The organism is Algicola sagamiensis DSM 14643, assembly GCF_000374485.1.
Classification (GTDB): domain Bacteria; phylum Pseudomonadota; class Gammaproteobacteria; order Enterobacterales; family Alteromonadaceae; genus Algicola; species Algicola sagamiensis.
This window is the reverse complement of record NZ_KB894491.1, coordinates 383,498-409,101: the sequence shown is the minus strand read 5'-3', so window position 1 is coordinate 409,101 and position 25,604 is coordinate 383,498. Positions and strand designations below refer to the sequence as shown.

The 25,604-nt window shown below is 42.3% G+C and carries 24 protein-coding genes and 1 pseudogene; 11 read left to right on the top strand and 14 right to left on the bottom strand.

Annotated features, from left to right (window positions below):
- Positions 1-64: 64 nt before the first annotated feature.
- Both C505_RS0101900 and C505_RS0101895 read left to right on the top strand, forming a co-directional pair.
- Complete coding sequence (locus C505_RS0101900; RefSeq protein WP_018690908.1) at positions 65-796, top strand: substrate-binding periplasmic protein; 732 nt, start codon at positions 65-67, stop codon at positions 794-796.
- A gap of 84 nt (positions 797-880) precedes the next feature.
- Positions 881-1,669 carry a substrate-binding periplasmic protein gene (locus tag C505_RS0101895; protein WP_018690907.1) on the top strand — a complete coding sequence of 263 codons (789 nt, stop codon included), beginning with the start codon at positions 881-883 and terminating at the stop codon, positions 1,667-1,669.
- Between the two features lie 13 nt (positions 1,670-1,682).
- Here the strand turns inward: C505_RS0101895 and C505_RS0101890 are convergent, their stop codons facing one another.
- Complete coding sequence (locus tag C505_RS0101890; RefSeq protein ID WP_018690906.1) at positions 1,683-2,360, bottom strand: 4'-phosphopantetheinyl transferase family protein; 678 nt, start codon at positions 2,358-2,360, stop codon at positions 1,683-1,685.
- A gap of 125 nt (positions 2,361-2,485) precedes the next feature.
- Positions 2,486-3,472 (bottom strand): aldo/keto reductase, encoded by a 987-nt coding sequence (locus C505_RS0101885; RefSeq protein ID WP_018690905.1) that lies wholly within the window; start codon positions 3,470-3,472, stop codon positions 2,486-2,488.
- 138 nt (positions 3,473-3,610) lie between these two features.
- Here C505_RS0101885 and C505_RS21130 point away from each other — a divergent pair, with 138 nt between their 5' ends.
- The gene (locus C505_RS21130; protein ID WP_018690904.1) at positions 3,611-4,507 is read left to right on the top strand and encodes an AraC family transcriptional regulator; all 897 of its coding nucleotides are present in this window, start codon (positions 3,611-3,613) and stop codon (positions 4,505-4,507) included.
- Positions 4,508-4,585: 78 nt separating this feature from the next.
- On the opposite strand, the gene C505_RS0101875 is transcribed toward C505_RS21130, so the two are convergent.
- The 3 genes from C505_RS0101875 to C505_RS0101865 all read right to left on the bottom strand — a co-directional run bounded on the left by C505_RS0101875 (position 4,586) and on the right by C505_RS0101865 (position 6,329).
- Positions 4,586-5,140 (bottom strand): DUF2931 family protein, encoded by a 555-nt coding sequence (locus C505_RS0101875; RefSeq protein ID WP_026317665.1) that lies wholly within the window; start codon positions 5,138-5,140, stop codon positions 4,586-4,588.
- A gap of 21 nt (positions 5,141-5,161) precedes the next feature.
- Complete coding sequence (locus C505_RS0101870) at positions 5,162-5,389, bottom strand: hypothetical protein (RefSeq protein WP_157368725.1); 228 nt, start codon at positions 5,387-5,389, stop codon at positions 5,162-5,164.
- Between the two features lie 361 nt (positions 5,390-5,750).
- The gene (locus C505_RS0101865; RefSeq protein ID WP_018690901.1) at positions 5,751-6,329 is read right to left on the bottom strand and encodes an NADPH-dependent FMN reductase; all 579 of its coding nucleotides are present in this window, start codon (positions 6,327-6,329) and stop codon (positions 5,751-5,753) included.
- Between the two features lie 135 nt (positions 6,330-6,464).
- On the opposite strand from C505_RS0101865, the gene C505_RS0101860 reads away from it, so the two are divergent.
- Both C505_RS0101860 and hemH read left to right on the top strand, forming a co-directional pair.
- Complete coding sequence (locus tag C505_RS0101860; RefSeq protein ID WP_040439212.1) at positions 6,465-7,364, top strand: LysR family transcriptional regulator; 900 nt, start codon at positions 6,465-6,467, stop codon at positions 7,362-7,364.
- 63 nt (positions 7,365-7,427) lie between these two features.
- The gene (hemH, locus tag C505_RS0101855) at positions 7,428-8,432 is read left to right on the top strand and encodes a ferrochelatase (RefSeq protein WP_051090573.1); all 1,005 of its coding nucleotides are present in this window, start codon (positions 7,428-7,430) and stop codon (positions 8,430-8,432) included.
- Positions 8,433-8,503: 71 nt separating this feature from the next.
- Here the strand turns inward: hemH and C505_RS24190 are convergent, their stop codons facing one another.
- Positions 8,504-8,662, bottom strand: a complete 159-nt coding sequence (locus C505_RS24190; RefSeq protein WP_018690898.1) for a hypothetical protein — start codon at positions 8,660-8,662, stop codon at positions 8,504-8,506.
- A 437-nt stretch (positions 8,663-9,099) separates the two neighbouring features.
- Here C505_RS24190 and C505_RS0101845 point away from each other — a divergent pair, with 437 nt between their 5' ends.
- On the top strand, positions 9,100-9,534 hold the full coding sequence (locus tag C505_RS0101845; protein ID WP_018690897.1) for a glutaredoxin family protein: 435 nt from the start codon (positions 9,100-9,102) through the stop codon (positions 9,532-9,534).
- Positions 9,535-9,702: 168 nt separating this feature from the next.
- Here C505_RS0101845 and C505_RS0101840 read toward each other — a convergent pair whose 3' ends face one another.
- Together C505_RS0101840 and cysK are read right to left on the bottom strand one after the other, a co-directional pair.
- Positions 9,703-10,482 carry a substrate-binding periplasmic protein gene (locus C505_RS0101840; RefSeq protein ID WP_018690896.1) on the bottom strand — a complete coding sequence of 260 codons (780 nt, stop codon included), beginning with the start codon at positions 10,480-10,482 and terminating at the stop codon, positions 9,703-9,705.
- A 184-nt stretch (positions 10,483-10,666) separates the two neighbouring features.
- Positions 10,667-11,632 (bottom strand): cysteine synthase A, encoded by a 966-nt coding sequence (cysK, locus tag C505_RS0101835; protein WP_018690894.1) that lies wholly within the window; start codon positions 11,630-11,632, stop codon positions 10,667-10,669.
- A gap of 256 nt (positions 11,633-11,888) precedes the next feature.
- Between cysK and C505_RS0101830 the strand changes: the two genes are divergently transcribed.
- The 5 genes from C505_RS0101830 (at position 11,889) to C505_RS0101810 (ending at position 19,644) form a co-directional block, all read left to right on the top strand.
- The gene (locus tag C505_RS0101830; RefSeq protein WP_018690893.1) at positions 11,889-12,734 is read left to right on the top strand and encodes an AAA family ATPase; all 846 of its coding nucleotides are present in this window, start codon (positions 11,889-11,891) and stop codon (positions 12,732-12,734) included.
- Between the two features lies 1 nt (position 12,735).
- Positions 12,736-13,905 carry a vWA domain-containing protein gene (locus C505_RS0101825; protein WP_018690892.1) on the top strand — a complete coding sequence of 390 codons (1,170 nt, stop codon included), beginning with the start codon at positions 12,736-12,738 and terminating at the stop codon, positions 13,903-13,905.
- A 70-nt stretch (positions 13,906-13,975) separates the two neighbouring features.
- Positions 13,976-15,094, top strand: a complete 1,119-nt coding sequence (locus tag C505_RS0101820) for a beta-ketoacyl-ACP synthase III (RefSeq protein WP_026317663.1) — start codon at positions 13,976-13,978, stop codon at positions 15,092-15,094.
- Between the two features lie 216 nt (positions 15,095-15,310).
- On the top strand, positions 15,311-16,516 hold the full coding sequence (locus C505_RS0101815; RefSeq protein WP_018690890.1) for an efflux RND transporter periplasmic adaptor subunit: 1,206 nt from the start codon (positions 15,311-15,313) through the stop codon (positions 16,514-16,516).
- A complete protein-coding gene (locus tag C505_RS0101810) occupies positions 16,513-19,644 on the top strand; it encodes an efflux RND transporter permease subunit (protein ID WP_018690889.1) in 3,132 nt (1,043 codons plus the stop codon). Before C505_RS0101815 ends, C505_RS0101810 begins: the two co-directional genes overlap by 4 nt.
- Positions 19,645-19,666: 22 nt before the next feature.
- Here the strand turns inward: C505_RS0101810 and C505_RS0101805 are convergent, their stop codons facing one another.
- From C505_RS0101805 to C505_RS24930, 6 genes and pseudogenes are all read right to left on the bottom strand, one after another.
- Positions 19,667-20,377: a substrate-binding periplasmic protein gene (locus C505_RS0101805; protein ID WP_169336987.1), complete on the bottom strand. Its 711-nt coding sequence runs from the start codon at positions 20,375-20,377 to the stop codon at positions 19,667-19,669.
- Positions 20,378-20,514: 137 nt separating this feature from the next.
- A complete protein-coding gene (arsH, locus tag C505_RS0101800) occupies positions 20,515-21,234 on the bottom strand; it encodes an arsenical resistance protein ArsH (protein ID WP_018690887.1) in 720 nt (239 codons plus the stop codon).
- A 1-nt stretch (position 21,235) separates the two neighbouring features.
- Positions 21,236-21,688 (bottom strand): arsenate reductase ArsC, encoded by a 453-nt coding sequence (locus tag C505_RS0101795; RefSeq protein WP_018690886.1) that lies wholly within the window; start codon positions 21,686-21,688, stop codon positions 21,236-21,238.
- A 26-nt stretch (positions 21,689-21,714) separates the two neighbouring features.
- Positions 21,715-22,074: a metalloregulator ArsR/SmtB family transcription factor gene (locus C505_RS0101790; protein ID WP_018690885.1), complete on the bottom strand. Its 360-nt coding sequence runs from the start codon at positions 22,072-22,074 to the stop codon at positions 21,715-21,717.
- 426 nt (positions 22,075-22,500) lie between these two features.
- Entirely contained in the window at positions 22,501-22,728 is a 228-nt protein-coding gene (locus tag C505_RS0101780) for a hypothetical protein (RefSeq protein WP_157368721.1), read from the bottom strand.
- Between the two features lie 125 nt (positions 22,729-22,853).
- Positions 22,854-25,412, bottom strand: a pseudogene (locus C505_RS24930) (methyl-accepting chemotaxis protein); the annotation flags it as partial.
- Positions 25,413-25,604: the final 192 nt, after the last annotated feature.

Genomic DNA, 25,604 nt, shown 5'->3' with positions numbered 1-25,604 from the left:
CAATGATATGAGGTTTTTCAGAGCACTTTTATACAAGAAAATCGGGTTCATATTCTTGTGTATAATGCACTATCAGTTACACGCAGAGCCAATTCGTATCACGGTTGGTGAGTGGCCTCCTTTTATCGGAGAACACCTAGAAGATAAAGGTGTTGGAGCCAAAATCGTGAAGGAAGTTTTTCAAAATGCTGGTTATGAAGTGATCTATGAGTTTTATCCTTGGTCACGTTCATATCGGTATGCGGCCATTGCTGAAAGAGAAGGCACAATATTATGGAGTTATAACGAAGAAAGAGCCAAAATCTTCCACTATAGTGATCCGATCATGATGTCAGGCAGCTTTTTCTTCATGAAAAAAAATCGTCTTATACCATGGAAAAGCTTTCGGGATTTACGTGGGAATGTGGTTGGTGCGTTGAGTGGGTATTATTATGGTCCTGATTTCGCCAAAGCAGAAAAAAATCGTGAGATTGATGTACAACGGATGACGATTACGGATGAAAAACTACTTCGGTTGCTGTTAACGCGTCTGGATATCGTTGCGGTTGATTATTATGTCGGTCACTCGATTCTCAATCAATATTTCGAAGCTGAAGATAGAGAACAGATAACACACCACCCAAAACCACTTTCACTCGAAGATTTGTTTTTGATTATGCCGAAAAAAGGGAAGTATTCTCAGAAATATATTGACCATTTCAATGTGAAATTGAAAGAAATGAAAGCAAAAGGCGATATCGAAAGCCTGCTCAAAAAAGCCCTTGGTGGTGCTGAACTCCCTTCACCACAATCATGACTCTATTCCCTGCCGGATGACTTATCGAAGTCTTCGGCTGATTCGACTATTCTTTAATCTAAACGCAATGGATACACCTCGATTATGTGGAGATTTGATTTACCTACAGGTAAAAAATTCGGACTGTGTATTTACCTTGCTTTGCTATGTTTGACACATTGGTCCGTTCAAGCGACATCCATAAAACTGACCGTTGGTGAATGGCCACCATTCATCGGGCAGCACTTGGAAGATGAAGGTGTTGGCAGTAAAATCGTAAAAGAGCTTTTTCGTCGGGCAGGATATGAAGTCATTTTAGAGTTTTATCCTTGGCCCCGTGCTTATCGTCATGCAGCCGAGGCAGAAAAAGAAGGAAGTATTCTTTGGATTTGGACCGAAAAGCGTGCAAAGTTGTTCCATTATAGTGAGCCAGTTTTTAGTTCTGGCAGCTACTTTTTTATGCGTAAAAGTCGCTATATAGATTGGAACTCATTTAAAGATTTTAAAGGGAAAGTGATTGGAATTGCAGCGGGCTATCAGTACGGACATGATTTTGCACAAGCTGAAAAACAGAGGCTCATTGATACAGAGCGATTTAATGGTAATGATGAAAAGCTTTTGCGGTTGTTATTAGGGAGACTGGACGTTGTAGTTGTGGACTATTATGTTGCTTACTCGATTCTTAATAACTACTTTGAGCCGGATGAGAGAGCAAAAATCAAACACCACCCAAGACCCATTGCAACGGAAGGTCTTCATCTCATTATGCCCAAGAAAAGTAAGGCTTCTTTGAAATATTTAGAGCAATTTAATAAGAAGCTACAAGAAGCGAAAGATGAAGGCTACATTGAACGTATGTTAAAAAAAGCCCTCGGCGGTGCTGAGCTTCCTTAACCGCCTGATTCAATTAAACAGTGATCAATGTGATAACTTGATCATCATGCCAATAGTACTGACCTTCAAATCGGATACCTTGTTGTAGCTGCTCGCTGAGTGTTTCTTGAAGCTCTATCACAAAATGCCGCTCTCCGATATCAATCATCTTTGCCGCTTGAAAGTCAAAGAAACGCTGAACGGATGGATACAGTGCTTTATAAAGACTCTCTTTTGCTGAGAAAATCAAACTGATCCAAGATGTTTCATCAAGAGGATACTGGTTTGATGTGCGTTCTGATGGGGTGAGGATCATGGGGGTGAGTTCCTTCGCGGTTTTATGATCCATTTTGTGTTCGATATCAATACCAACGCCTTGATACAGGTTAGAAATTGCCGCAATTGCAATTTGGTCAGTATGGGTGATGGCGCCAGCAATGCCAGCAGGCCACATCGGTTCACGCATCTCTCCAGTATGAACCTGTACAGATTCATACTGGAGAGATAAAGAAGAAAGGGCTTTCTTTGCGCAGATACGTCCAGCTAAGAATTCACTTTTTCTTTTGATAACTGCATTGTTCAAACTTGTCGGATAGTTGATTTGAAATTGATGAAACAGCGCTTGTTGAAACAAATCACGGCGGAAACTTCCAAAAACCAGCTGACCTTGAAATTCAAAATGATTGAACGGACTGAGCGTAATAAACGACATATGATCGACATCCAGAACTGTAATTTACCTAAAATATCTGTGTACCCAAAAAAGCAATGACAGTATCCTATCATTGCCAGGAGTTTCAGTAAAAAGAATCTTGTTTATTGCCCAATCGCTCGACTTTATTGGTCAATGTACTGGAGCACTGATTCCGGGTACCTTTCACCCCAAACTTTGGTTTTATTGAGAATGCTTTCTAGCTCGTCCAGCTCATTGTCCAAGAAGCTGATCTGGCTTGCTGCAATATTTTCTTCGAGGCGCAGCGGATTTGTCGTCCCAGGAATTGGAATATGTCCTTGCCGGATCACCCAGGCAAGGGCAAGCTGTGCGGGGGTGCACTGCTTATTCGTCGCAAGCTCCTTGAGTTTCTCGACGAATTGAAAATTTAAGTCGAAGTTTTCTTCTGAGAATCTGGGATGCTGTTTTCTCCAGTCTCCTTCTGATAAATGATCCCGTGAAGATATCTTTCCTGTTAGGAACCCTCGTCCAAGAGGACTATATGCGACAAGGCTTACGCCTAACTGCTTGCATAATGGGAGCATTTCTAGTTCGAGTTCTCTTGTCCAGAGTGAATATTCACTTTGTATTGCAGATATAGGATGAACGGTATGAGCCTTTTTGAGATTCTTTGTTGAAACCTCTGAAAGGCCAATTGCACGAATTTTCCCTTCACGCTTTAAATCTGCCATAACACCGACCGTTTCTTCGATGGGGATGTTTGGATCGATACGATGTTGATAGTATAAATCGATAGTTTCTATGCCTAATCGTTTCAAGCTGGCTTCACAACTTTGGCGAACATAGTCAGGATGTCCACTGACACCTTGCCAAGTGCCATCATCATTTCGCATGATGCCAAATTTTGTTGCAATCACAACTTTGTCGCGTGCTTGCAGTGACGACAACTGATGCCCGATGAGTGATTCGTTGTGGTAGGGACCGTACATATCGGATGTATCCCAAAAATTGACACCAAGGTCTAATGCTTTTGCCAATGTTTCTTTTGCGCGATGATCATTGCGGTGACCATAAAACTCAGACATTCCCATACAACCAAGACCAATGTTGGAAACTTCAATATCACTGTGTCCAAGCGTTACTTTTTTCATAGATAGCTCCTTGTTTTTATTCGATTGATTTAAGTTGGCATGTCATATTATCCTTATCTATCTAATGGCGTGTTATCTCAATACTCCATAAGATTTGCCTATTTCTATCTTTTGCCTATTTCTAACTAAGGAAGGTTGATGAAGTATCAAAATCGACTCGCTCAGCGACTTGAGATGTTAGTGACTAAAAATGGAATCATGAAGACGGATATTCCTGGATTAGACTTAATACGAGTTTCTGAACCAACTCAGCCAAAACCCGTTATTTACCAACCCTGCATTTATGTTGTCGCTCAAGGAGAAAAGCGAGCTTATGTTGATGAGTACACTTATTGCTATGACGATCTTCACTATCTTATTTTGTCAGTACCATTACCGCTTTATGCAGGGGTCACTGTTGCAACGGAGGACGAGCCATTTTTAGCATTGCGACTGGAGATCCCTATTGAGCAGTTACAGGCTTTACACCAACAATGCTCTCCTCAAATGGAGATGCATACGCAGTTATGTGATCCAGGTATTTTTATCACGCCTCTTGATGAACAAATAGAGGATTGCTTTGTTCGATTGCTTCAAACGTTAAAAAATGCTGAGACGACTAGTGTTATTGCACCACTCATACAGCAAGAGTTGTTGTTTTATTTGTTGAAAGGACCGCAAGGGAAAGTGCTTAGCGACTTTGTTGCTCAGGATAGAATCGGGTTTAGAATTTCGACGGTGATCCACTATATTCAGCGACATTATCAAGAACAATTGGAAGTTGCAGAGCTTGCCAATATAGCAAATATGAGTCCATCTACTTTTTTTAAGCATTTTAAATCAGTGACAAAAGTATCACCGATTCAATATGTCAAAAGCATTCGTCTTCATCAAGCAAAGCGTATGTTTGATGAAGGCAGGCTGACCAGTGGTGAGGTTGCATATCAGGTTGGATATAGCAGCCTTTCACAATTTAGTCGTGAATATAAACGGCTATTTCAAGTCACTCCAAGTGCTTCGCGCAATGACCGATATCAAGAAATACGGGGTATGTAGTGTCATTTCCTCATCAGGACGCTGTACGCTGATCATTTCTATATCAGTAAACTTGACCTCATTCGGGTAAACAGGCCCTCAAAGCAGGGTCACACGCTTTTTTGGGCCATGAGTACGTCTGAGGGATTTGGGTTGTTGGTATGCATGAATATTTGCAGCAGCTCTACCAACGGTATGTAATACACGTCCTTTAACATTTTTATGAGATCGACTGTTGGACAGCCAGACTTCAACTTGACCTTGATGGTGGATCCCAATAATTAAGTGTTTTCTGGCAGAAATTCGTTTTCCAGAGTCAACGACTGTATAGGCTGGCAGTGCTTGTAACCTTTCTTCAAAGTCGACACTGAGATCAATTTGTGCATCATAGATCACATCCTGGCTTAAGTCTTTCCAGCGGAGAGATAGTTGCTTGGGAGGGTGATTATTGAATACACCGTTGACGGAGTGTGCTTCTTTCCAACAACAGTCGAGCTTTCCTGCTGTGATATTCCAGCCATTATCAAATGAGGCATCATAGACCCACACAGCGTTGCCTTCTGGTGTAGAAAAGCCAATCGAGAGTGTATCAATATGATTTTTTTGGCACCCGAATAAGGTGGATATGGCGAATAACATCAGCAGGTGTTTCATAATCTTTCTCCCAACTTTTTGTCAACAGGAGTACCGTGTTGATTTGATATTGAGTAGTTCGCAAAGCCGACTTCTCTCTTCAAAAGTTGACTCGGCTACTTCTTCATTCAACCAAGTATTATATGTTGGCTGTGTTTGACACCGTTTGGCTTTACGTTGATGTTGTTGCTGGATCCATTGATGAATGTTACTTAGTGTTTGATTCCCCATGTCGTCCATGTTGAGGTTATTCTCATTTTTATCTTGCATTTCGAAATCACACTTTTTTTTATGGTTATGTAATGTCATCGAATTGGGTTGCCCCATTCGGTAGAGACAAGTTAAGTCTAATAAAATCAGCACCTCACACAATAGCTAAAATAGGAACATGTTGATGTATATCAAATATCATATATGGTGATAAATCAAACAATGGGAGGATATGCTGTCATATTTTTATTTCAAAAAAATGATAAAACATGACAAATATCAAGATATGTATTTGAAATATAAGAGTTAAAGTTGTTTTTAGGTCATTATCGTCAAAAAGGCTTAATTTATCAAAACTAAGCCAAATAAAATCATTGATGAGTGATAAATTATTCGCAATTTATCAGAATTATGTGATGGGCTATTCACCTTTTAGGGCGGTAGTTAACTGGACCAGTGCCAGCATGGATTGCTGAACCATTGTGTTGATTTTCTCATCTTGAATATCACCTGACTCAGAAAAAATGCTATATGCACTAGGAACTGCAACGGTTTTTGGTGAAATAATTCCTCCTAGGTTGAATAAAACATCACGGACGTGGTTTAACCCGCGAAGTCCACCTAGTGCACCAGGGGATGTCGCAACGAGTCCAACAGCCTTACCAGCAAAAGCGGATCCAATCTCAACACTCTTGGAAGGACGAGAAAGCCAATCGATCGTATTTTTTAAGGCTGCTGTCATTGAACCATTGTATTCTGGGCTCGCAATGAGGATCCCATCTGCTTCTGCAAAAATGGCTTTCAAGTCATTGACGCTTGATGGGGTTTCTTGGGCTTCGATATCCTCTGAGAACAAAGGCATTGGAAAGTCATTTAATCGAATATGGATCACTTCAGCCCCTGCGGTTTCGATATGAGCTGCTGCTGCATGAATGAGCTTTTGGTTGAGTGACCGTTCTTTTAAGCTGCCTGATAGTGCGACAATTTTAGATGGTTGCATTGGATACTCCTTGGTGGTGTCTGTTCATTGAGCATAAGTATGTCAGTGTTTCTTTTGAACATAAACAGAATGTATGCAATAGTTTTGTGCGTATATGCACAAAAGTTGCCAAAAATTCTATGGGGTGAAAAGTTGATGGAGAAAAATAAAGACAAAGAAAACTGGCACGATATTTATACAGCTTACATGGTGATGCGTCATGGAACGTTGTCAAAAGCAGCAGAAGACCTTGGTGTGTATCATTCAACAGTATTGCGTCGGATCAATGCGCTGGAAAAACGTCTCAATACTCGGTTGTTTCATCGCCACCCACGGGGGTACACACCAACAGATGCTGGTTATCTGTTACTTTCAGCAGCAGAGAATGCACAATCTGAGTTTGAAAGGTTAATGGGAAAGCTGCAAGGTGTGGATGGCCAACTGACGGGACGTTTGGTGATCACGACAGTGGAGGAATTAGTACCGCGTGTGCTTCCCGTGATCCGTGCATTTCAAACCGAGCATCCGAATATACAGATAGAGCTGCTTGCAGATAGACGCGTTCTAAAATTGGAGCATGGTGAAGCGCATATCAGCTTTCGTCCCGGGAAGGGGCCAAATGAGCCGGACTATATTGCACAGAAGCTGGCCAAACTTCAGTCCTCTCTTTATGCAAGCCGAGCGTATATCGATCAATTTGGGGCAAACCTGTCGTTGGAAGATATTAGGCAGCATCGATTTATCAAGATCCTCGGTCATTCACATATTGCTTCGGTGAAATGGTTGGAGGAAAAAGTCCCTGAGTCGCAGATCTATCTATCTGTTTCCAGTTTTCATTCTTTACGTCAGGCTGTTTTATCTGGCTTTGGGGTTGGGTTGATGGATAGCTGGATCGCAGGACAGCATGAAAGTGTCGTACAATTAATCGAGCCGCCATCAGAATGGGATTATTATTTATGGATAGTGACCCATAAAGATGCACATCATGCAATAAAGGTTCATACGTTTGTACAATTTGCAAAAAAATTTTTTGCGAAGGATGATGTAAATAATTGATTGGTAATATTGGTCGTTAACCCTTTAAAATATGAGCCTCCTTCCGTGATGATCGAAAAGAATATGATAGATAACGAGCCGAACATTCAATTTTCTACAACCAATACAGCAGTATTGATCACTAATTTAGGAACGCCAGATGCGCCGACTACACCAGCGCTACGTCGATATTTAAAAGAGTTCTTATCTGATCCTCGAGTGGTGGAAAAACCAAGGTGGTTGTGGTGGCTGGTCTTGAATGGTGTCATTTTAAATATTCGCCCAAGCCGTTCTGCAGAAGCATATCAAACTGTTTGGACAGAAGAAGGCTCTCCATTACTGACTTATACTGTTGCGCAGAAAGAAAAGTTGAAACAACGTTTACAAGTGAAGTACGGCCAGGAACTCGTCGTTGACTTTGCAATGCGCTACGGTAACCCTTCAATTGCTTCTACTTTTCAGCGATTTGAAGAAAATGGGATTGAGCGAGTCATTGTGTTGCCATTGTATCCGCAATATAGTGGCTCAACATCGGGTTCTACTTTTGATGCAGTCTCAGCAGTGTTACAAAAGTCCAGAAAAGTCCCCAGCTTACATTTTATATCTGAATATCACGAAGAACCTGCATATATCGAAGCAATGGCACTTCGGATTGAAGAATACTGGAAAGAAAATGGACGTGCTGAGTTACTCCTTTTTTCATTTCATGGCATCCCAAAGAGTTATGTTGATAAAGGTGATCCGTACCAAAAGCAATGTCTGCGCAGTGCAGAGTTACTAGCGGCTCGTCTTGGTGTTCGTGAGTGCGACTATCGTGTGACTTTCCAGTCAAGGTTTGGTCCAGAGGAGTGGTTGAAGCCATATACGGATGAAACGCTCAAAGCATTACCAGGAGAAGGGTTCAAGCATGTGCAGGTTTTTTGTCCTGGATTTTCTGCCGATTGCTTGGAAACCATCGAAGAAATTGGAGAAGAAAACAGAGAATATTTTATGGAAAGCGGTGGTGAGACCTATGCCTATATCCCAGCTTTGAATGATTCAGATGCACATATAGAAGCAATGATGCAGCTGATTGAACGCGCTTTATGAAGACGAAAAGGACTCGCAAAAAGTCGCCTTGAAATAAACCGGAGCAATTTGCTCCGGGGTTGCCATTTTTGTCAGGACCAACACATCCATTGCAAGCAAACCACCTGACCTTGTAAGTCCACATCTGCTTCGGAGCACCAACAGCGGTATTCTGCTGCAGTATGAAACCCAACAATCGCAGCGAGCATCACTGCACCTGTTGTACAGATACGACGTTTTGTCACTTTCATAGACGTGTCTCAGTCGAATTTTTCCAAGGGGCATCTTTCATCCTATCTTGCGAAATCACCTTTCGCAATACAACGAAGAAAAAACATATTCATTCAAAAAAAGTTGCTAATTTTTCAGTTTACACTTTGTTCTACTTTACCGATAAAGTCATTCAAAATATGATACTTTTTTTGTATTTATAGGTAAGAAAAGTCATCAAGTTTCCCTACGATTTTTCATCTTGTTAACCCATATAACCAATTGTTTTTAAATAAAAAATAACAAAGGGTCAAAAGGTTCTGAGTTGACTTCAATGGTCAGGGCATTATTATCTAAAAGTATGATAAGTCAGCAACACCAATTGGTGAATGGATACGCAAACTTCGATTCAATATCATCTGACTGATGTGGCTGCGGGAATGCAAAGCTCAGTCAAATAGTATAGGTAAAGTCGGCCATGTCGCTTGTACAGCTCATTGATACGCTCAAGGTCTTTTTTTTCATATTTGCTGTTTTTCTTGGGACATTTGCTTGTGGTCGCTGGTATTTTGAATGGCGACACACACAGTCGGTCTCGCAGTTTCCGGTTGAAGTGAATCAAGATTTCTCTGAAATCCTTGCAGCCTACCAAACTAAACACATCATTGTCGGTGCTTCATGGTGTAAATTCTGTGAACAAACAAAACAATGGTTTATACAGCGTCAGGTGCCTTTTGTCTTTTTAGATATCCATCAAGATAAAGCGGCGAAAACAATCTATGAGAATTTAGGGGAGGGCCCCATCCCACTCATTTTATTTAAGGATGGTTATGTCCGAGGGTTTGATTCGCAAAAACTAGTATCGCGTGTTAACCAGAGCATGAAAGAGCATGAACAAAAAACAAGAATTTAGCACAACCCTCGCCATACATCCATGAACCAGCTTAGACGAGGTTAAGTAATTTTGCTGCCACTCAATACCTATTGATCCTGAACTAAGCTATGGGATGCAAGGAACAGTCGCCTTGAGTATATATTTTGAACATGTGATTTTTAACATATGCTCAAGTTTCTTGTATGCTCATTCCTTCTTTAGATTTGAGTCTATTTTTCCACGTAACGCACCATTCATATAAGTGTCGATGATCGCTTGATAACGACCGGACTCTTGAATGGCTTTGAGCCCCTGATTGAGCTGTTTGAGAAACATGGTGCTCTCATGCCGCTTTCGAGAATAGACAACATGAAGTTCACTGATATAGAAAGGTGTTGGATGGGCATCTACCAGTCCTCTCATTTTACTTCTCATTTGATTTTGTAGCATGTACCTGCCGATGTTGACTTCGGTTATGACCAAATCCAGTTGGTTTTGAATGAGTAATTGAAAGAGATCTGTTTCGTGTGTGGTTCGTGTGACTTGTATTCGTTGCTTCTTCTCGAGATCTTCAAGCGTGTCTCCATAATAATAACCACGCCCAATTCCTATATTTTTACCGTATAAGTCCGTCGGTTGCTTCCAGTGAAATCGTACTTTTTTCAAATAAAAGAAATGAGCTGTAGAAAGAAACACAGGGTCTGAATAGATCACCGTTTTTTCGCGTTCAGCACTCTTGACCCAGAAAGCTGAAGCAATCGTTTTACCTGATGTTGCAAACTGCATTGCTCTGGCCCAAGGGGTGAAAAAAAATTCAGCGGTGACTCCTTGCTGCCGATAGGCTTCACGAATAATTTGTAAAACAAGGCCTTTTTCAGGCAACTTTTTTCCTGAAAAAGGAGCCCATTCACCCGTCACAATTTCAATTTTCTGTGTGGCGAATAAAGGAAATGTGAACAATAAAAAAGAAATGAGCAACAGTCTCATATGAGCTATGTAAGCTGTTCAGCGTTTGAATTTATTGAGTATGATTTGGTTTTAAAGTTGGGTCAACATCATCAACTGAGATACTTTGCTAGAAAAAAGCGTGCACGCTGTTGGGAGTAGCGTGCACAACTTGTTGTTGGAGATAGTTCCCTCTGGGCAAAAACAGATAAGCCCAAAACGAGGGTTATTGACTGAGCTCCTGCTCAGTAAAATAGTCAGCAAATAACGGAGAGGTTAAATATCTCTCTGCTGAACTAGGGAGTACAACAACGATTGTTTTGTCCGTATACTCTGGTTGCTCTGCAATTCGGTTGGCTGCAACAATGGCCGCACCACTAGAAATGCCAGCAAGAATACCTTCTTCTTTCATTAGACGGTGTGCCATATCCATCGCCTCTTCATTGGAGACAGTCTCAACACGGTCGACCACTTCCAGGTCGAGGTTGCCAGGAATAAATCCAGCGCCGATCCCTTGAATCTTATGTGGACCTGGCTTCAGTTCTTCACCCGCAAGTTTTTGTGAGATCACTGGAGAATCACTTGGCTCAACAGCAACGGAAAGCACCTTTTTTTTCTTTTCGTATTTTAAGTAGCGGCTGACACCTGTGATTGTGCCACCTGTGCCAACGCCTGCGATGAACACGTCCACATCACCTTGTGTACCTTCCCAGATCTCAGGTCCGGTTGTTTTAAAGTGGATCTCTGGGTTTGCCGGGTTTTCAAATTGTTGCAGCAGGACGTATTTTTCTGGATTTTGATCGTAAATCTCTTGGGCTTTATCGACCGCACCTTTCATTCCTTTTGGGCCTTCTGTGAGGACGAGCTTGGCACCCAGCGCCTTGAGTAGTTTCCTACGTTCCAGGCTCATGGTATTTGGCATGGTTAGTGTCAGCGAATAACCTTTAGATGCAGCGACAAATGCCAGAGCAATCCCGGTATTACCGGATGTTGGCTCAATAATTTCTTTTCCTTCTTTCAAGAGACCTTTTTTCTCAGCATCCCAGATCATGCTGGCACCGATTCGGCATTTGACACTAAAGCTTGGGTTGCGAGATTCAATTTTGGCGATCACGTTTCCTTTTGTGACACGATTGAGCTTCACTAACGGGGTATTCCCTATGGAAAGTGAGTTATCTTCAAATACCGTCATCGTTTCTTACCTCATAGAAAATTACATTGGGTAAAGGCTTTTCCTACCCATCGTTGCATCCTTAGAAGCTTACTCTGAACAGCGTGAGAAAGAAGGATAGTTTCGCTATAAATTATGTCTAAACGTTATACATGAGCATTTTTTTATAATTTTTTATTCATATATCGCAAGAGATAATTCATCGTACATGATTGTGATGTTGTCAGACACTCCGATACAATGCAGGATAAATCACCATTTGAAAAGAGAAAAAGGTATGACATTTCGTGGTACGGACGAATATATTGCATCGCAGGAGTTGCAACTGGCCGTCAATGCGGCAGTAACACTGGAAAAGCCATTACTCATCAAAGGAGAGCCAGGGACAGGCAAAACCATGTTGGCAGAAGAATTAGCCAAAGCTTTGGATACAGATCTGATCCAATGGCACATCAAGTCAACAACCAAAGCGCAACAAGGGTTATATGAATATGATGCCGTATCCCGATTAAGAGACAGTCAACTTGGTGATGAGCGTGTTCATGACATCAGTAATTATATTGTCAAAGGAAAGCTATGGCAGGCATTTGAAGCCCCCAATCGTCCCGTTTTACTGATAGATGAAATCGATAAAGCGGATATTGAGTTTCCTAATGATTTGTTACAAGAACTGGATCGCATGGAGTTTCATGTGTATGAAACGCAGGAAGTGATCAGTGCGCAACAAAGACCGATAGTCATCATTACTTCAAATAACGAAAAAGAACTTCCAGATGCCTTTCTCCGTCGTTGCTTTTTCCATTACATTCAATTCCCAACACCAGAAGAAATGCAGGCAATCGTCAATGTACATTACCCTGACTTGAAAAAAGATCTCCTCGCCGTTGCCCTCAATTCATTTTTCCAGCTTCGAGAAGTGACTGGATTAAAGAAAAAACCATCTACATCAGAGCTGCTTGATTGGTTGAAATTACTGCTTGCAGAAGATATCGATCCAGCGGTGCTTCAAGACAAGCAAAACGAAGGCGGTTTGATGCCATTATTTGGTGCGCTATTAAAGAATGAACAGGATGTTTCTCTCATCGAAAAAATAGCCTTTATGACACGTAGGCACGGAGCTTAAGATGCTGATCGATTTTTTCATGACGTTACGCAAACATCGAGTACCTTGCACTCTACGGGAATATCTCGATTTGCTGAATGCGCTGGAAAAGGGGATCGTTTTTGCAGATATTGAAGGTTTTTATTATCTCTCTCGCGCCGTTTTAGTGAAAGATGAAACGCATTACGACCGTTTCGACCGTGGATTTGGTGAATATTTTGAGGGTATTCAATCCATTGACTGGCTGGAAGGAGAAATCCCCGAGGAATGGTTACGTAAGGAATTCGAGAAGTTTTTGACTGAAGAAGAAAAAGCCAAACTTCAATCACTGAGTAGCTTGGAAGAGCTGATGGAAAAATTTCGCGAACGGATGAAGGAACAACAAAAGCGTCATGCTGGTGGCAATAAATGGATTGGGACAGGCGGGACTTCACCTTTTGGAGCTTATGGCTTCCACCCTGGAGGGATCCGCATCGGCCAAAAAGGGAATCGAAATCGGCAGGCCGCGAAAGTCTGGGATAAGCGCGCTTTTCGAAATCTCGACTCAGATGCAGAATTAGGTTCCAGAAATATGAAGTTGGCGCTGAAAAAATTACGTAAGTTTGCCCGTGTCGGTGCGAGTGAAGAATTAGATCTGCACGAAACGATTCATGGAACAGCTAAAAAAGGTATGTTGGATGTGAATATGCGCCCAGAGCGACATAATGCTGTCAACGTACTGATGTTTTTTGATGTCGGCGGGTCGATGGATGATCATGTTCAAATTTGCCAGGACTTGTTCTCTGCGGCGCATGGTGAATTCAAACACCTTGAATTTTTTTACTTTCACAATTGCATTTATGAAGGCGTTTGGAAAGATAGTACACGACGCTACAGTGAAGTGATTGATACATTCGATATCATTCATCGCTTTGGGCGCGATTATAAAGTGATTTTTGTCGGTGATGCGACGATGGGGCCTTATGAAATCGCATACCCAGGAGGTAGCGTGGAACACTGGAACGAGGAGTCGGGAGAAGTTTGGATGCAGCGATTGGTGCATCATTTTGATAAAGCGGCATGGCTGAACCCTCAATCAGAGGAAATTTGGGGATATTACCCCTCGATTCAACAGATGAGAGGACTCATGGATGAAAGAATGTTTCCATTGACACTGGATGGGATCAGTACAGCGATTAAATCGCTGACTTAAACTTGTAATTATTTGAATTGTCCTGATAATGAGGGCAATTCAAAGCATTGAAAATGATGAAGAGAGTTCCATGACAGATATCGTGATTTCCGGTTCTGGTCTGTATGTGCCACCGAATGTGGTGACCAATGAAGAACTGGTAAGTGCCTATAACACCTATGTAGATGCGTTTAATACGGAACATCAACGTGAAATTGAGTCAGGAGAGATAGAAGCACTCCCTCAATCCAGTGCAGAATTTATCGAGAAAGCATCTGGTATCCGTGCGCGCTATGTGTTGTACAAAGATGGTATTGTTGACCCAAAAGTTATGCGTCCCATGTTTCCAAAGCGTGGTGAAGAGCAAGCGCCGGAAATGGTGGAAATGGCCGTTCATGCTGCCAAACAGGCTCTCGAAGCAGCGAATAAGACTGTAGAAGATGTTGACCTGGTGATTGTTGCATGTTCAAACATGCAGCGTTCATATCCAGCTTTGGCCGTGGAGTTACAAAAAGAATTGGGTGCAGGTGGCTATGCATATGACATGAATGTCGCTTGTTCTTCGGCAACATTTGGTATTTCCAATGCCATTGCTTCAATTCAGTCAGGTATGGCGAGTGTCGCGCTTGTCGTCAATCCAGAGTTTGCTTCGCCGCAGGTGAATTATAAAAACCGAGACAGTCACTTTATTTTTGGCGATGTGTGTACAGCAACGATTCTTGAGAAGAAAGAGACTTGTACTTCAGAGCACGCGTTCAAAGTCATTGCAAGTAAGCTGAAGACCAGCTTTTCGAATAATATCCGTTGTGATTATTCTTACACAGACCACTGTCATGCTGAGCTGCCTGATGACAATCCATTTTTTAAACAGCAAGGCCGAAAAGTTTTTAAAGAATTACTTCCGATCGTTGTGGATGTGATCACGTCTCAGTTGAAAGAACTTGAGTGGTCTGTCGAGAGTGTTCGCAGAATGTGGTTACATCAAGCGAATATCAATATGAATCTTTTTGCTGCGAAGAAGATTTTGGGGCGTGATGCAACGGATGATGAAGCGCCCATTATTTTGGATGAATTTGCAAACACGGCTTCTGCGGGGTCGATCATTGCTTACCATCGAACGCATCAAGACCTGATGGCAGGTGATAAAGCTATTTTATGTTCTTTTGGTGCAGGGTATTCCGTCGGCTGTATTGCCCTCGAGAAATGCTAAAAAATGCAGAGTACAAGCTGAGGTACTGACTTGGTGCCTCATTCTTCCTTCTGACGTGATTTCTTTCCATCTGCACACTAAACTCTCATAGATGCTCTGTCTCCAGTTTTGTTACATCTTGTAACAGCTTTAAACTATTAGATTTTTAAGAAACACATTATCATGGCGTGATACTCAAATGTGTTGAGTGTTTTGATACGAAAAAGGACCAGCCAGATGAACAAAAGACGTGTCTTTCTTCCAATCATTGTGTTGATGATTTTCCTATTGGGTGCTGGAGCACTCGTTTCCCTAAAAAAGCCTCCCGAGAAAAAGGAAGAAGTGAGAAAAGCGCTGCTTGTTGAAGTTCAACCTGTGGTGCAATCCAATGTCACTTATACAATTCAGTCTCAAGGGACGGTCGCGCCAAATATTAAAACAAATCTTGTGAGCCAGGTCTCAGGAAAAATTCTTGAAGTTTCTCCCACATTTGTGAATGGCGGCTTTTTCAAAAAAGGCGATATTCTAGTTCGATTAGAGCAAAGTGATTACAGCTCAGCGGTAAAGTCAGCAGAAGCCGTACTTGCACAGGCAAAAGCAGCGCTTGTAGAAGAGCGAGCTCGCGCAAAAGTGGCAGAAAAAGAATGGCGATCATTCATGAAAGGTGAAGCACCCACTTTGTATCTCAGAAAACCACAATTAGCACGGGAATATGCCAATGTCCGTTCGGCAGAAGCAAATTTGGAAAAAGCACAACGAGATCTAGAGCGGACTGTGATTGCAGCCCCAATCGATGGGCTGGTTAAAAGTAAACATGTAGATATTGGTCAGTTTGTGACGGCTGGCCAGTTGCTGGCCAATATTTATGGAACTGCTTATGCTGAAGTTCGATTACCAGTGACGGATCAGGATTTAGCGTTTATCAATCTTCCAAAACAATTCCAATCGGATAATGGCCCGCTCGTGACACTCAAAGCGAGCATTTCTGGAAAGTCACATGAATGGTCTGCACGTGTGACGAGATCGGAAGGAACATTCGATGAGAAAAGCCGGGTCATGTATTTGGTTGCCCAAGTCAAAGACCCTTATCAATTGACGCAGAACGGCCATTTACCGCTCCAGTATGGCCGCTTCGTTCAAGCCAAAATTGAAGGGGCGCAAGTCAATAATATCGTAGTGCTTCCTCGCCATGTTCTCAAATCTGGAAACCGTGTGTTATTAGTGGATGAAGAAAGTCGATTGCGTATTCGTCAAGTTGAGGTGGCGCGTACCGATCAGCGTCATGTATACATTCATGATGGATTGTCGACCGGGGATAAAGTGGCGATATCAGCAATCGCAAATCCACTTGAAGGTATGGAGGTTCGGATGAGTCACCAAGATAAAAAGGAGATTTCTGAGTCTGATAAAAGTGCGATCGCTGCCAGAGGAAGTGCTCTATGATTGATACCAACAAAGGGATCATCGCTTGGTTTGCCCGCAACAGTGTCGCTGCGAATTTACTCATGATCATTATCATGATTGTTGGTTTTGCTTCTGCTTTTTCGATTAAAAAAGAGATGTTTCCCTCCATAGAGCCAAAAACAATTACCATTCGTGTGGCTTATCCAGGTGCCGCTCCGAAAGAAGTGGAAGAGGGGATCATCGATAAGGTAGAGGAAGTCCTTCAAGATGTTGAAGGGAAAAAGAAAATTACTTCAACTGCTTCGGAAGGAATGGGTACGGTACTGGTGGAAGTTGAAGATGGCTATGAGCTTCAGGAGTTGATGGATGAAGTGAAAGGGCAGGTCGACTCCATTTCCAGCTTCCCAAATTTAGCGGAAAAACCGATTGTCTATCGTTCTCGATACCCAAGAGATGTCCTTTGGTTATCCATTTATGGGGACTTGGACGAACGAGGTTTGAAAGAGTTTGCGAAGGAAGTCCGAGATGAGCTCAAACTGTTGCCGGATGTATCTAAAGTAAAACTTGTAGGAGAAAGGCAATATGAAGTGGGTATTGAGATTTCCGAATATAATCTGCGTCAATATGAACTGACCTTCGATGATGTTGTTAACGCGGTTCGTCGCTCTTCATTGGATCTCCCTGGCGGTACGATCAAATCGGAGGCTGGAAATTTCCTCCTTCGCACAAAGGGACAGGCATATCGTGCCAATGATTTTGCAAATATTGTGCTTAGAACTGCGGCAGACGGAACCCGAATTTTGCTTTCTGATGTGGCAACAATCAATGATAGCTTTGTGGATGAAGTGAATTACTCGATGTTTAATGGAAAACCGAGTGTGAGTGTCCAAATCAGCGCATCTGGGGATGAAAGCGTATTTGATGTTGCCAAAGCAGTTAAAGCGTATGTCGCAGAGAAAAAGCAAACACTGCCTGATTCCGTCACTTTAGATCACTGGGGTGATAGCTCTTTCTACCTGCAAGGCCGTTTGGATCTCATGCTAAACAATATGTTTTTTGGTGGACTGTTAGTTTTGCTGGCGTTAACTTTATTTTTGGATTTAAAAGTCGCGCTGTGGGTGATCATCGGGATCCCGATTTGTTTCCTTGGTGCACTGGCTTTGATGCCATTGGAGTACTTCGACGTATCGATCAATGTGATTAGTTTATTTGGTTTTATACTGGTCCTGGGGATAGTCGTCGATGATGCAATTATCATCGGCGAAAGTGTCTACACAGAAATCGAAAAACGGGGTCACAGTGCCGATACGGTGATCATTGGTACCAAAAAGGTCGCGACACCCGCAACCTTTGGGGTCTTGACGACGATTGCCGCTTTTGTACCCATGATGATGGTGTCCGGTAACTTTGGCACAATCTGGAAAGCGATTGCGATGGTTGTTTCTTTATGCCTTCTTTTTTCCATTATTGAGTCAAAGTACATTCTTCCTGCACATTTAGTGAAGATGAAGGTCAGACGTCCCGATGAAAAGCAGACCCTACTGTATCGTACTCGTGCGAAGTTTAGTGGAATGATCCGGCATCTTATTCAACACAAATATCAGCCGCTTTTGATTCGTGCGGTAGAAAATAGATATACCACGTTGATGATTTTTATCGGAATGTTTTCTCTTGTCCTTGCTTTGTTAGCTGGTGGACATGTTCGCACTGTTTTCTTTCCAAACATTCCCAGTGATTTTATTCAGGCAAAAGTAGAAATGATGGAAGGTACTCCTTCAGAAACAACGGTTCAGTCCTTAAAAAAGATTGAGCAATCTTTGCTTGGCATGGATCAACAGTTGAAAGAAGAATTTGGAACGTCTGTTGTGAAACATCGCCTTTCCTGGAATGAGTCTGAAACAGTAGGTAGTGTTTTTGTTGAGCTTGAGAAAAGTGAAGGGCGAGAAATCAATGGTTTTGAAATCGTCAATCGTTGGCGTGAGAGTGTTCCTGAAATAGCTGGGCTTAAGTCAGCTTCATTCTCAGCGAGTATTAGTGGGCCTAAATCTGACATATCCTTTCAGCTCAAAGGGAAGTCACTTGATGATCTCAAAGAAGCAGCACAAGAGTTAAAACAAAAGCTGAATACGTATAACGGTGTTTTTGATATTCAAGATAGTTTTAGTGGTGGAAACGATGAAATTTTGCTCTCTATTAAGCCGGAAGCTGAGGCTTTAGGGTTATCTTTATCTGATCTTGCCAATCAAGTGCGTCAAGGGTTTTATGGTGCAGAAGCACAGCGGATCCAACGGGATGGGGAAGAGATTAAAGTCATGGTTCGTTACCCAGAATCAGAGCGACGATCGATAGGAAATCTGGAGAATATGCGGATCCGAACGATCAATGGCGATGAGGTTCCGTTTTCATCAGTCGCAACGTTCACGACTGAACCTGGCTATTCTTCGATAAACCGAATCGACGGTGTGCGTTCTGTGACAGTCACAGCATCTGTGGATAAAGGTCGCGTTGAGCCGCAAAAAGTGACGCAGGAAATTAACCAAGAATTTATGCCTGAATTACGTCAGCGTCACCCAAGTGTATCTACAGCGTTGGAGGGATCAAGTAAGGAAGAACAGGATTTACAGGGGGAAATGCTAAAAGCGCTTGGGCTGGCACTATTCTTGATTTATGCACTCATGGCGATCCCCTTAAAGTCTTATTCTCAGCCGTTGATTATTATGTCTGTGATCCCATTTGGTTTAATAGGCGCCATTTTTGGACACCTCGTTTTGGGGTTATCCGTGAGCATCCTATCTTTATTTGGGATCATCGCATTGTCAGGGGTTGTGGTGAATGACAGTCTAATTTTGGTGGATTTTGTTAATCGAGAAGTGAAACAGGGAATGCCTGTGAAAGAAGCGGTGATTGAATCGGGTGCGCAACGCTTCCGCCCAATTATCCTGACTTCTTTGACCACATTTTTTGGTTTAACACCCATCGTATTAGAAAAGAGCTTACAGGCCCAAATCGTGATACCGATGGCAGTCTCTTTAGCATTTGGGATCTTATTTGCGACGGTCATTACCTTGCTGTTGATCCCTTCTCTGTATGTCATTTTGGATGATATTCGCCGGGGTTTTCGCTGGATAATGGGAAAGGAAGAAGCAACCTCAACATCTACAGTTTAAATGAATGGTGTTTGAAGGGGACTTAATGGCAGGGAATGCCAAGTGCTTCAATTTGTTGAAAGCCTTCATCGAAGGCTTTTAACTTTTCAAGACCTGTTTTACTCTTTTTGGATGAGACGACAAACTCATTATTTTCACCTAAGTGTTTTAACTTTCGATAATGACCAAGTTTTCCCATTTTCATAATAGTCAAATCCCAATTCACCTCATAACCAAGAAACCCATCGAGGTGTGCTTTATCTAACATTAAAAGCCCTCGTTCTATATGGTCAAGAGGATAGACTTCAAATTGGTGCTTGTTTTTTCTCCAGAATTCACCATATTCAAACCCGCGCATGACCCCGATGGTCAGCCCTTTTAAATCGGCTATTGAATGCTTATCCAAAAACGCATTGTATCGAGTGTATATAACATAGCGTATCCGATTTAAAACATTTGCAGAGTAGTGAAATATTCTGAGTCGATTGGAATTGAGTGCAGTTGGAAAAAGCAATTCGATTTCACCTTTTTGGACCTCCTGATAAGCCCGGGACCAATTGGTGACAATCAATTCAATCACATACCCTTGCTGCTGCATAGCCTGTCGAAAACACTGCCAGCTGGTGCCTTTTAGCTTTTTTGAATCCTGTCCGACTAAAATGGTTTCGCGAAAGCTCTTTGTGTTGTTATTTTTAGTGTATGTAAAAGGAGGGTAGCCATATAGTGTGGCAGCGGAGACTCTTTTAGTATTCATTTCGGCTGCAAGAAGCCAAGGGCCCCAAAAAAGCAAGCAAAAATATAAGCTAAACCGCTGCATCTTTCCTCTTTCAAATTCAGTAAGGCCTTTGAATTACTATAAACAAGCTTTGTCGGAATGAGAAATAGTTGTTGTTATATACTCCGTTGGTTGACTCGCGCCATCAGTTTTTCTGCTGACTCAACACGCTCGGAATAACGGTCGAGCAAGAAGTCATTGTTATCTCTTGTGAGATAAGTGAATTTTATGAGTTCTTCAAGAACATCCACGATCCTGTTGAAAAATGGAGATGGCTTCATACGGCCATTTTCTTCGAATTCAGTAAATGCTTTTGGCACAGAAGACTGGTTCGGAATGGTTAACATCCGCATCCAACGGCCGAGCGTTCGCATTTGGTTGACTGTATTGAATGATTGAGAACCACCACAAACTTGCATGAGAGCCAGGGTTTTGCCTTGTGTTGGTCGAACAGCACCAAGAGAAAGTGGGATCCAGTCAATTTGCGCTTTCATGATCCCTGTCATGTTGCCGTGTCGCTCTGGGGAACACCAAACCTGTCCCTCTGACCAAGTCACCAACTCGCGTAATTCCTGAACTTTTGGATGCGTATCCTCTTCACTATCTGGAAGTGGTAATCCAGTAGGATCGAAAACCCGAGTTTCTGCCCCCATTTTTTGTAAAATCCGAGCACTTTCTTCAATGACCAAGCGACTGTAAGAGCGGTCTCTTAAGGAACCATAAAGCAAAAGGATCCGGGGGGGATGCGTTGAAAGTTTGGGATGAAATTGTGATGGCGTTGGTGCTGAAAATTGTGTTTCATCCAACTGGGGAAGGTTTAAATCGGTGAGGCTCATATTAGACTCCAGCTTCCTCTGTTTGGGTTTGCGTGATTTCTTTTAGGATAATTGGTAATTGTTGGATCTTTTCTTGAATTTCCGAAATGGTTTTGTGAAAAGCAAGCTGTGATTCGTATTCATTCTGAAGTTTAGATGGATCGACAATCCCCCAATGTAACCGCTTCGCTTGGCCAAACCAAACAGGGCATGATTCGCCTGCAGCAGAATCACAAACCGTGATCACAAGATCGGGTGCAAAAGATTCGAGCTGATCCCAAGATTGGCTTTTTAGCCCATGCGTAGAGATCCCTGCTTGATTCAAAGTGTGCAAAGTCATTGGATAAACTTCCCCTACGGGCTGACTACCAGCGCTTTTGGCTTGAATCTTTTCCCCAAATGTATGATTGGTGATTGCTTCGAAAAGAATGCTTCGACAACGATTATGGGTGCAAATATACAGTACTTTTTTCATAAATAATGCCCGAATGATAAAATGGCCTAACAGCAGTTCATTCGATTTGTTCCTGTTTGTGTCAGTGCTCTCAATCCTGATGCAATGTAGTTTAAGTTGCTTGTCGCTGTGCCTTGTAGCACTTTCTGTGCCCAATCAGGTAGCTCTGGGTGAAGTGAGTAATACACCCATTTTCCACGTCGTTCATCGAGTAACAAGTTGGATTTACGCAGATCGGCTAGATGGCGAGATATTTTAGGCTGACTGAGCTGAAGCGCTTGCTGAATATCGCAGACGCAAAGCTCGCCTTTGAGTGTGATGAGTAACAGAGACTTCAACCGCGTATCATCGGCGAGACATTTATAAAAAGCGAGTGGACAGAACATATTCACCAACGATGAAATCATATATATGGAATATCATATATATGTTATTTCATATGTCAAAGGTTTGTTTTCATCCATTGAAATGATTCTTCATGAGGAATGAGATATGAATAGGACTGATCTGAAAAGGACAGTCATAAACTTCTATTATTTTGTGACTGTCTAATTTTTGTTGTAGCCAGACATAACTGATTAGCGAAACTATGATCCCGACAGAAATTAAAGTTGTGAAGAAGTGTGACACACCAAAAGTCTGTTCAACCCAAGGTGGAATGAAATAGACCAAGGGGAGTAAATCCAAAAAAGTAAGTACGACAATGATGTATTGATTATCTCCATATTGAGAGTTTTTAAGTGGCATGAGATGTTCCTCTATTTTGAATGGTGTGCTGCATGGATACCGCACACCAGTGACTGTCCAATTATTTTGTGACTGTCTAATTTTTGTTATGACGCCAGCCATAATGACTTTTTGCGGCCACTTTTTTCGATTGTTTTGCGAAATCCATTATGATCCCAAGCGTTGATTTCTCCATCGCGCTTGATAACATCCTGCTCTAGAATTTCTGTCACCGCTGGCATCACAGGGCAGTTTGGACCTTCTGTGAGGCTCGCGGTAACGACGCTTTGTTGATATCTATGCCGTTTTTCCAAGTAGAAAGAGGATGATGCCAAAACTGCGCTCATTATTGGATTATTTTGATGAGGTATTGTGCAGTTAGATTTAGAGCGTTGTTTATCATAATTATAAAAGTGTAGGGGTGCAATTTAAGCATCCCCCTGACTTGATCTTATTGTCTTTCATTCGTGGTGAAGAACGAAAGTATATTCCTCATATCTCTGGCTTGATCTGCCATTGCTTCACCAGCTGCGGATACCTCTTCAACGAGTGCTGCATTTCTTTGCGTCATTTCGTCCATTTGCATAACGGCAGTATTTACCTGCTCAATACCTGATGTTTGCTCGATTGCTGCATGACTGATCTCTGCTACCATCTGGCTGACATGCTGTACAGAGTCAACAATTTCATTGAGTGTTTCACCGGACTGATTGACTAAATCGGTGCCAAATTCCACTTTATTGACACTGTCTCGAATAAGATCCTTAATTTCTTTTGCTGCGCCAGAAGAGCGTTGGGCAAGGTTTCGGACTTCACCTGCAACGACAGCAAATCCGCGTCCTTGTTCACCCGCCCTTGCTGCTTCTACGGCTGCATTAAGGGCAAGAAGGTTTGTTTGGAAAGCAATCTCATCAATGACACCGATAATATCATTGATCTTTTTACTCGATTCATTGATCTCTTCCATACCTTGAATGGCTTGAGAAACGATTTGGCCGCCTTCTTCGGCTTTATTTTTTGCTTCAATCGCGAGTGTATTCGCTTCTTTCGCATTCTCTGAACTTTGTCTGACATTACCTGTCATCTCTTCCATGCTTGCAGCGGTTTCTTCGAGAGACGATGCTTGTGACTCAGTTCGTTGACTTAAATCAGTATTTCCTTGTTCAATTTCTTCAGCACCACTTGCAACAAGACCTGCTGCATTATTGATACGCGCAATCACTTCTGTCAGCTTCTCAACCGTTGTATTTGCATCCTGTTTTAATTTTCCATACAGGCCATGATAGTCCGTAGTAATTGACTTAGTGAGGTCACCATGCGCCATTGCATCTAGGACAGTCACAGTATCATTAATCACGCCTTCTGCAATGCCAACTAATTGATTAAGTCCCTTAGATAAATTCAAGAAGAAACCTTCTTTGTCTTCTTCCTGGATCCGTAAAGTCAAATCACCATCCGAAGCAGAGTCGATGAGCTGATTAATTTCCTTCTCAATGGCCACTTCATCTGTTCTATCAGTCCACTCGACAACCGTACCAATCCTCTCGCCACCTTCATCATTGATTGGATTAGCAATGAGTCCAAAGGTTCTACCACCAATCATGATTTCTGTTTTGTAGGTGGATGTTAGGGCTTCGATCATTCGTTGCTGATGCGAAGGGTTTTTGTGGAATTGATCAATATTCTCACCAATTAACTTGTTACTGTTGAAGTTCGGGAGATCTTTTTGGATATCCCGTTCAGCATTCTTCATCATGGTATGAATGCTATTGTTCATATAGATGATGTTGTTATTTCTATCGCCAATCATGGTGTTGGTAGCAACATTATCAAGGGCTTGTTTTATCCGTAAATTTTCTCTAGCGATCCGTTGCTCTTCTTCGGCTCTGGCAAGCTCTTCGGTGATATCATTCCACTCGACGACAGTACCAAGCCGCTCACCCTCATCAGAGAATACTGGTGTTGCAATTAAGTCAAATGTGAGCCCGGTGAGTTTGAGGCGAGTATTGTAGACGTCAGTCATATTTGCAACGAGATCACGTTGATATGAAGGTTGCTTGTGGAATATGTCAACACATGTCCCCAATAGCTTGTCAGCATTAAATTGAGGTAGTGCCATGCGGAGTTTCTCTTCATTTGATTTCATCATTTTTTCAACAGAATTATTCATATAAACGATATTGAAGTCATTATCCGCCATCATGACATTGGCTTGACAGACATCCAGTGCTCGTTTGGTTCGAGCATTGGCTTGCGCCAGTTTTTGTTCTGCCAATTGTCTTGCCAGAGATTCAGTAATGTCATTCCATTCGACGACTGTCCCAAGACGCTCACCATCATCAGAGAATACTGGTGTGGCAATGAGGTCGAATGTGAGCCCAGAGATTTCGAGTCGGGTGTTATAGACTTCTTTCATCGCACTAACCATATTCCGCTGATATGACGGCTCCTTATGGAAGGTATCCACACAAGTACCAATCAAACTTTCTGCATCGAAATTGGGGAGGTGTGTCTTGATCTTGGCCTCATTCGACTTCATCATTTTTTCAACTGAGTCGTTGGTATACACAATGTTGAAGTCATTATCCGCCATCATAACATTGGCTTGGCATACATCCAGTGCTCTCTTGATCCTTGCGTTATCTTGTGCCAGTTGTTGTTCTGCTTTCTGTCTTGCCAGAGATTCCGTAATATCGTCCCACTCAACGACTGTGCCAAGTCTGTCTCCTTCATCGGAAAATACCGGTGTTGCGATGAGGTCAAATGTGAGTCCGGCCAGTTCAAGACGAGTGTTATATACCTCTGTCATGGCCCCGACCATATTCCGTTGATAGGACGGATCAGCATGGAATGTATCGACACAGGTACCAAGCAAAGTTTCTGCATTAAAGTTCGGAAGTTTTATTTTGATGGTTTCTTGATTGGACTTCATCATTCTTTGAACGGACTCGTTAACGTATACGATATTAAAGTCGTTATCTGCCATCATGACGTTGGCTTGGCAGACATCCAACGCTCGTTTGATTCGAGCATTATCCTCAGCCATTCGTTGTTCAAACTGCTGTCTTGCCAGTGACTCGGTTATATCATCCCACTCAACAACTGTGCCTAGGCGTTCGCCATTATCGGAAAATACTGGGGTTGCGATCAGATCAAAAGTGAGCCCTGCAAGTTCGAGTCTGGTGTTATAGACCTCTGTCATGCCGCCGAC

What these genes read in the sequence shown, in the direction of transcription:
- C505_RS0101805 (WP_169336987.1), bottom strand. Translation starts at nt 20,377, where the DNA reads ATGAATACTAAAAGAGTCTCCGCTGCCACACTATATGGCTACCCTCCT.
- C505_RS0101900 (WP_018690908.1), top strand. Translation starts at nt 65, where the DNA reads ATGCACTATCAGTTACACGCAGAGCCAATTCGTATCACGGTTGGTGAG.
- hemH (WP_051090573.1), top strand. Translation starts at nt 7,428, where the DNA reads ATGATAGATAACGAGCCGAACATTCAATTTTCTACAACCAATACAGCA.
- C505_RS0101840 (WP_018690896.1), bottom strand. Translation starts at nt 10,482, where the DNA reads ATGAGACTGTTGCTCATTTCTTTTTTATTGTTCACATTTCCTTTATTC.
- C505_RS0101825 (WP_018690892.1), top strand. Translation starts at nt 12,736, where the DNA reads ATGCTGATCGATTTTTTCATGACGTTACGCAAACATCGAGTACCTTGC.
- C505_RS21130 (WP_018690904.1), top strand. Translation starts at nt 3,611, where the DNA reads ATGAAGTATCAAAATCGACTCGCTCAGCGACTTGAGATGTTAGTGACT.
- C505_RS0101790 (WP_018690885.1), bottom strand. Translation starts at nt 22,074, where the DNA reads ATGATTTCATCGTTGGTGAATATGTTCTGTCCACTCGCTTTTTATAAA.
- C505_RS0101890 (WP_018690906.1), bottom strand. Translation starts at nt 2,360, where the DNA reads ATGTCGTTTATTACGCTCAGTCCGTTCAATCATTTTGAATTTCAAGGT.
- C505_RS0101860 (WP_040439212.1), top strand. Translation starts at nt 6,465, where the DNA reads ATGGAGAAAAATAAAGACAAAGAAAACTGGCACGATATTTATACAGCT.
- C505_RS0101795 (WP_018690886.1), bottom strand. Translation starts at nt 21,688, where the DNA reads ATGAAAAAAGTACTGTATATTTGCACCCATAATCGTTGTCGAAGCATT.
- C505_RS0101820 (WP_026317663.1), top strand. Translation starts at nt 13,976, where the DNA reads ATGACAGATATCGTGATTTCCGGTTCTGGTCTGTATGTGCCACCGAAT.
- C505_RS0101810 (WP_018690889.1), top strand. Translation starts at nt 16,513, where the DNA reads ATGATTGATACCAACAAAGGGATCATCGCTTGGTTTGCCCGCAACAGT.
- C505_RS0101865 (WP_018690901.1), bottom strand. Translation starts at nt 6,329, where the DNA reads ATGCAACCATCTAAAATTGTCGCACTATCAGGCAGCTTAAAAGAACGG.
- cysK (WP_018690894.1), bottom strand. Translation starts at nt 11,632, where the DNA reads ATGACGGTATTTGAAGATAACTCACTTTCCATAGGGAATACCCCGTTA.
- arsH (WP_018690887.1), bottom strand. Translation starts at nt 21,234, where the DNA reads ATGAGCCTCACCGATTTAAACCTTCCCCAGTTGGATGAAACACAATTT.
- C505_RS0101875 (WP_026317665.1), bottom strand. Translation starts at nt 5,140, where the DNA reads ATGAAACACCTGCTGATGTTATTCGCCATATCCACCTTATTCGGGTGC.
- C505_RS0101845 (WP_018690897.1), top strand. Translation starts at nt 9,100, where the DNA reads ATGTCGCTTGTACAGCTCATTGATACGCTCAAGGTCTTTTTTTTCATA.
- C505_RS0101870 (WP_157368725.1), bottom strand. Translation starts at nt 5,389, where the DNA reads ATGCAAGATAAAAATGAGAATAACCTCAACATGGACGACATGGGGAAT.
- C505_RS0101830 (WP_018690893.1), top strand. Translation starts at nt 11,889, where the DNA reads ATGACATTTCGTGGTACGGACGAATATATTGCATCGCAGGAGTTGCAA.
- C505_RS0101885 (WP_018690905.1), bottom strand. Translation starts at nt 3,472, where the DNA reads ATGAAAAAAGTAACGCTTGGACACAGTGATATTGAAGTTTCCAACATT.
- C505_RS0101895 (WP_018690907.1), top strand. Translation starts at nt 881, where the DNA reads ATGTGGAGATTTGATTTACCTACAGGTAAAAAATTCGGACTGTGTATT.
- C505_RS0101815 (WP_018690890.1), top strand. Translation starts at nt 15,311, where the DNA reads ATGAACAAAAGACGTGTCTTTCTTCCAATCATTGTGTTGATGATTTTC.
- C505_RS24190 (WP_018690898.1), bottom strand. Translation starts at nt 8,662, where the DNA reads ATGAAAGTGACAAAACGTCGTATCTGTACAACAGGTGCAGTGATGCTC.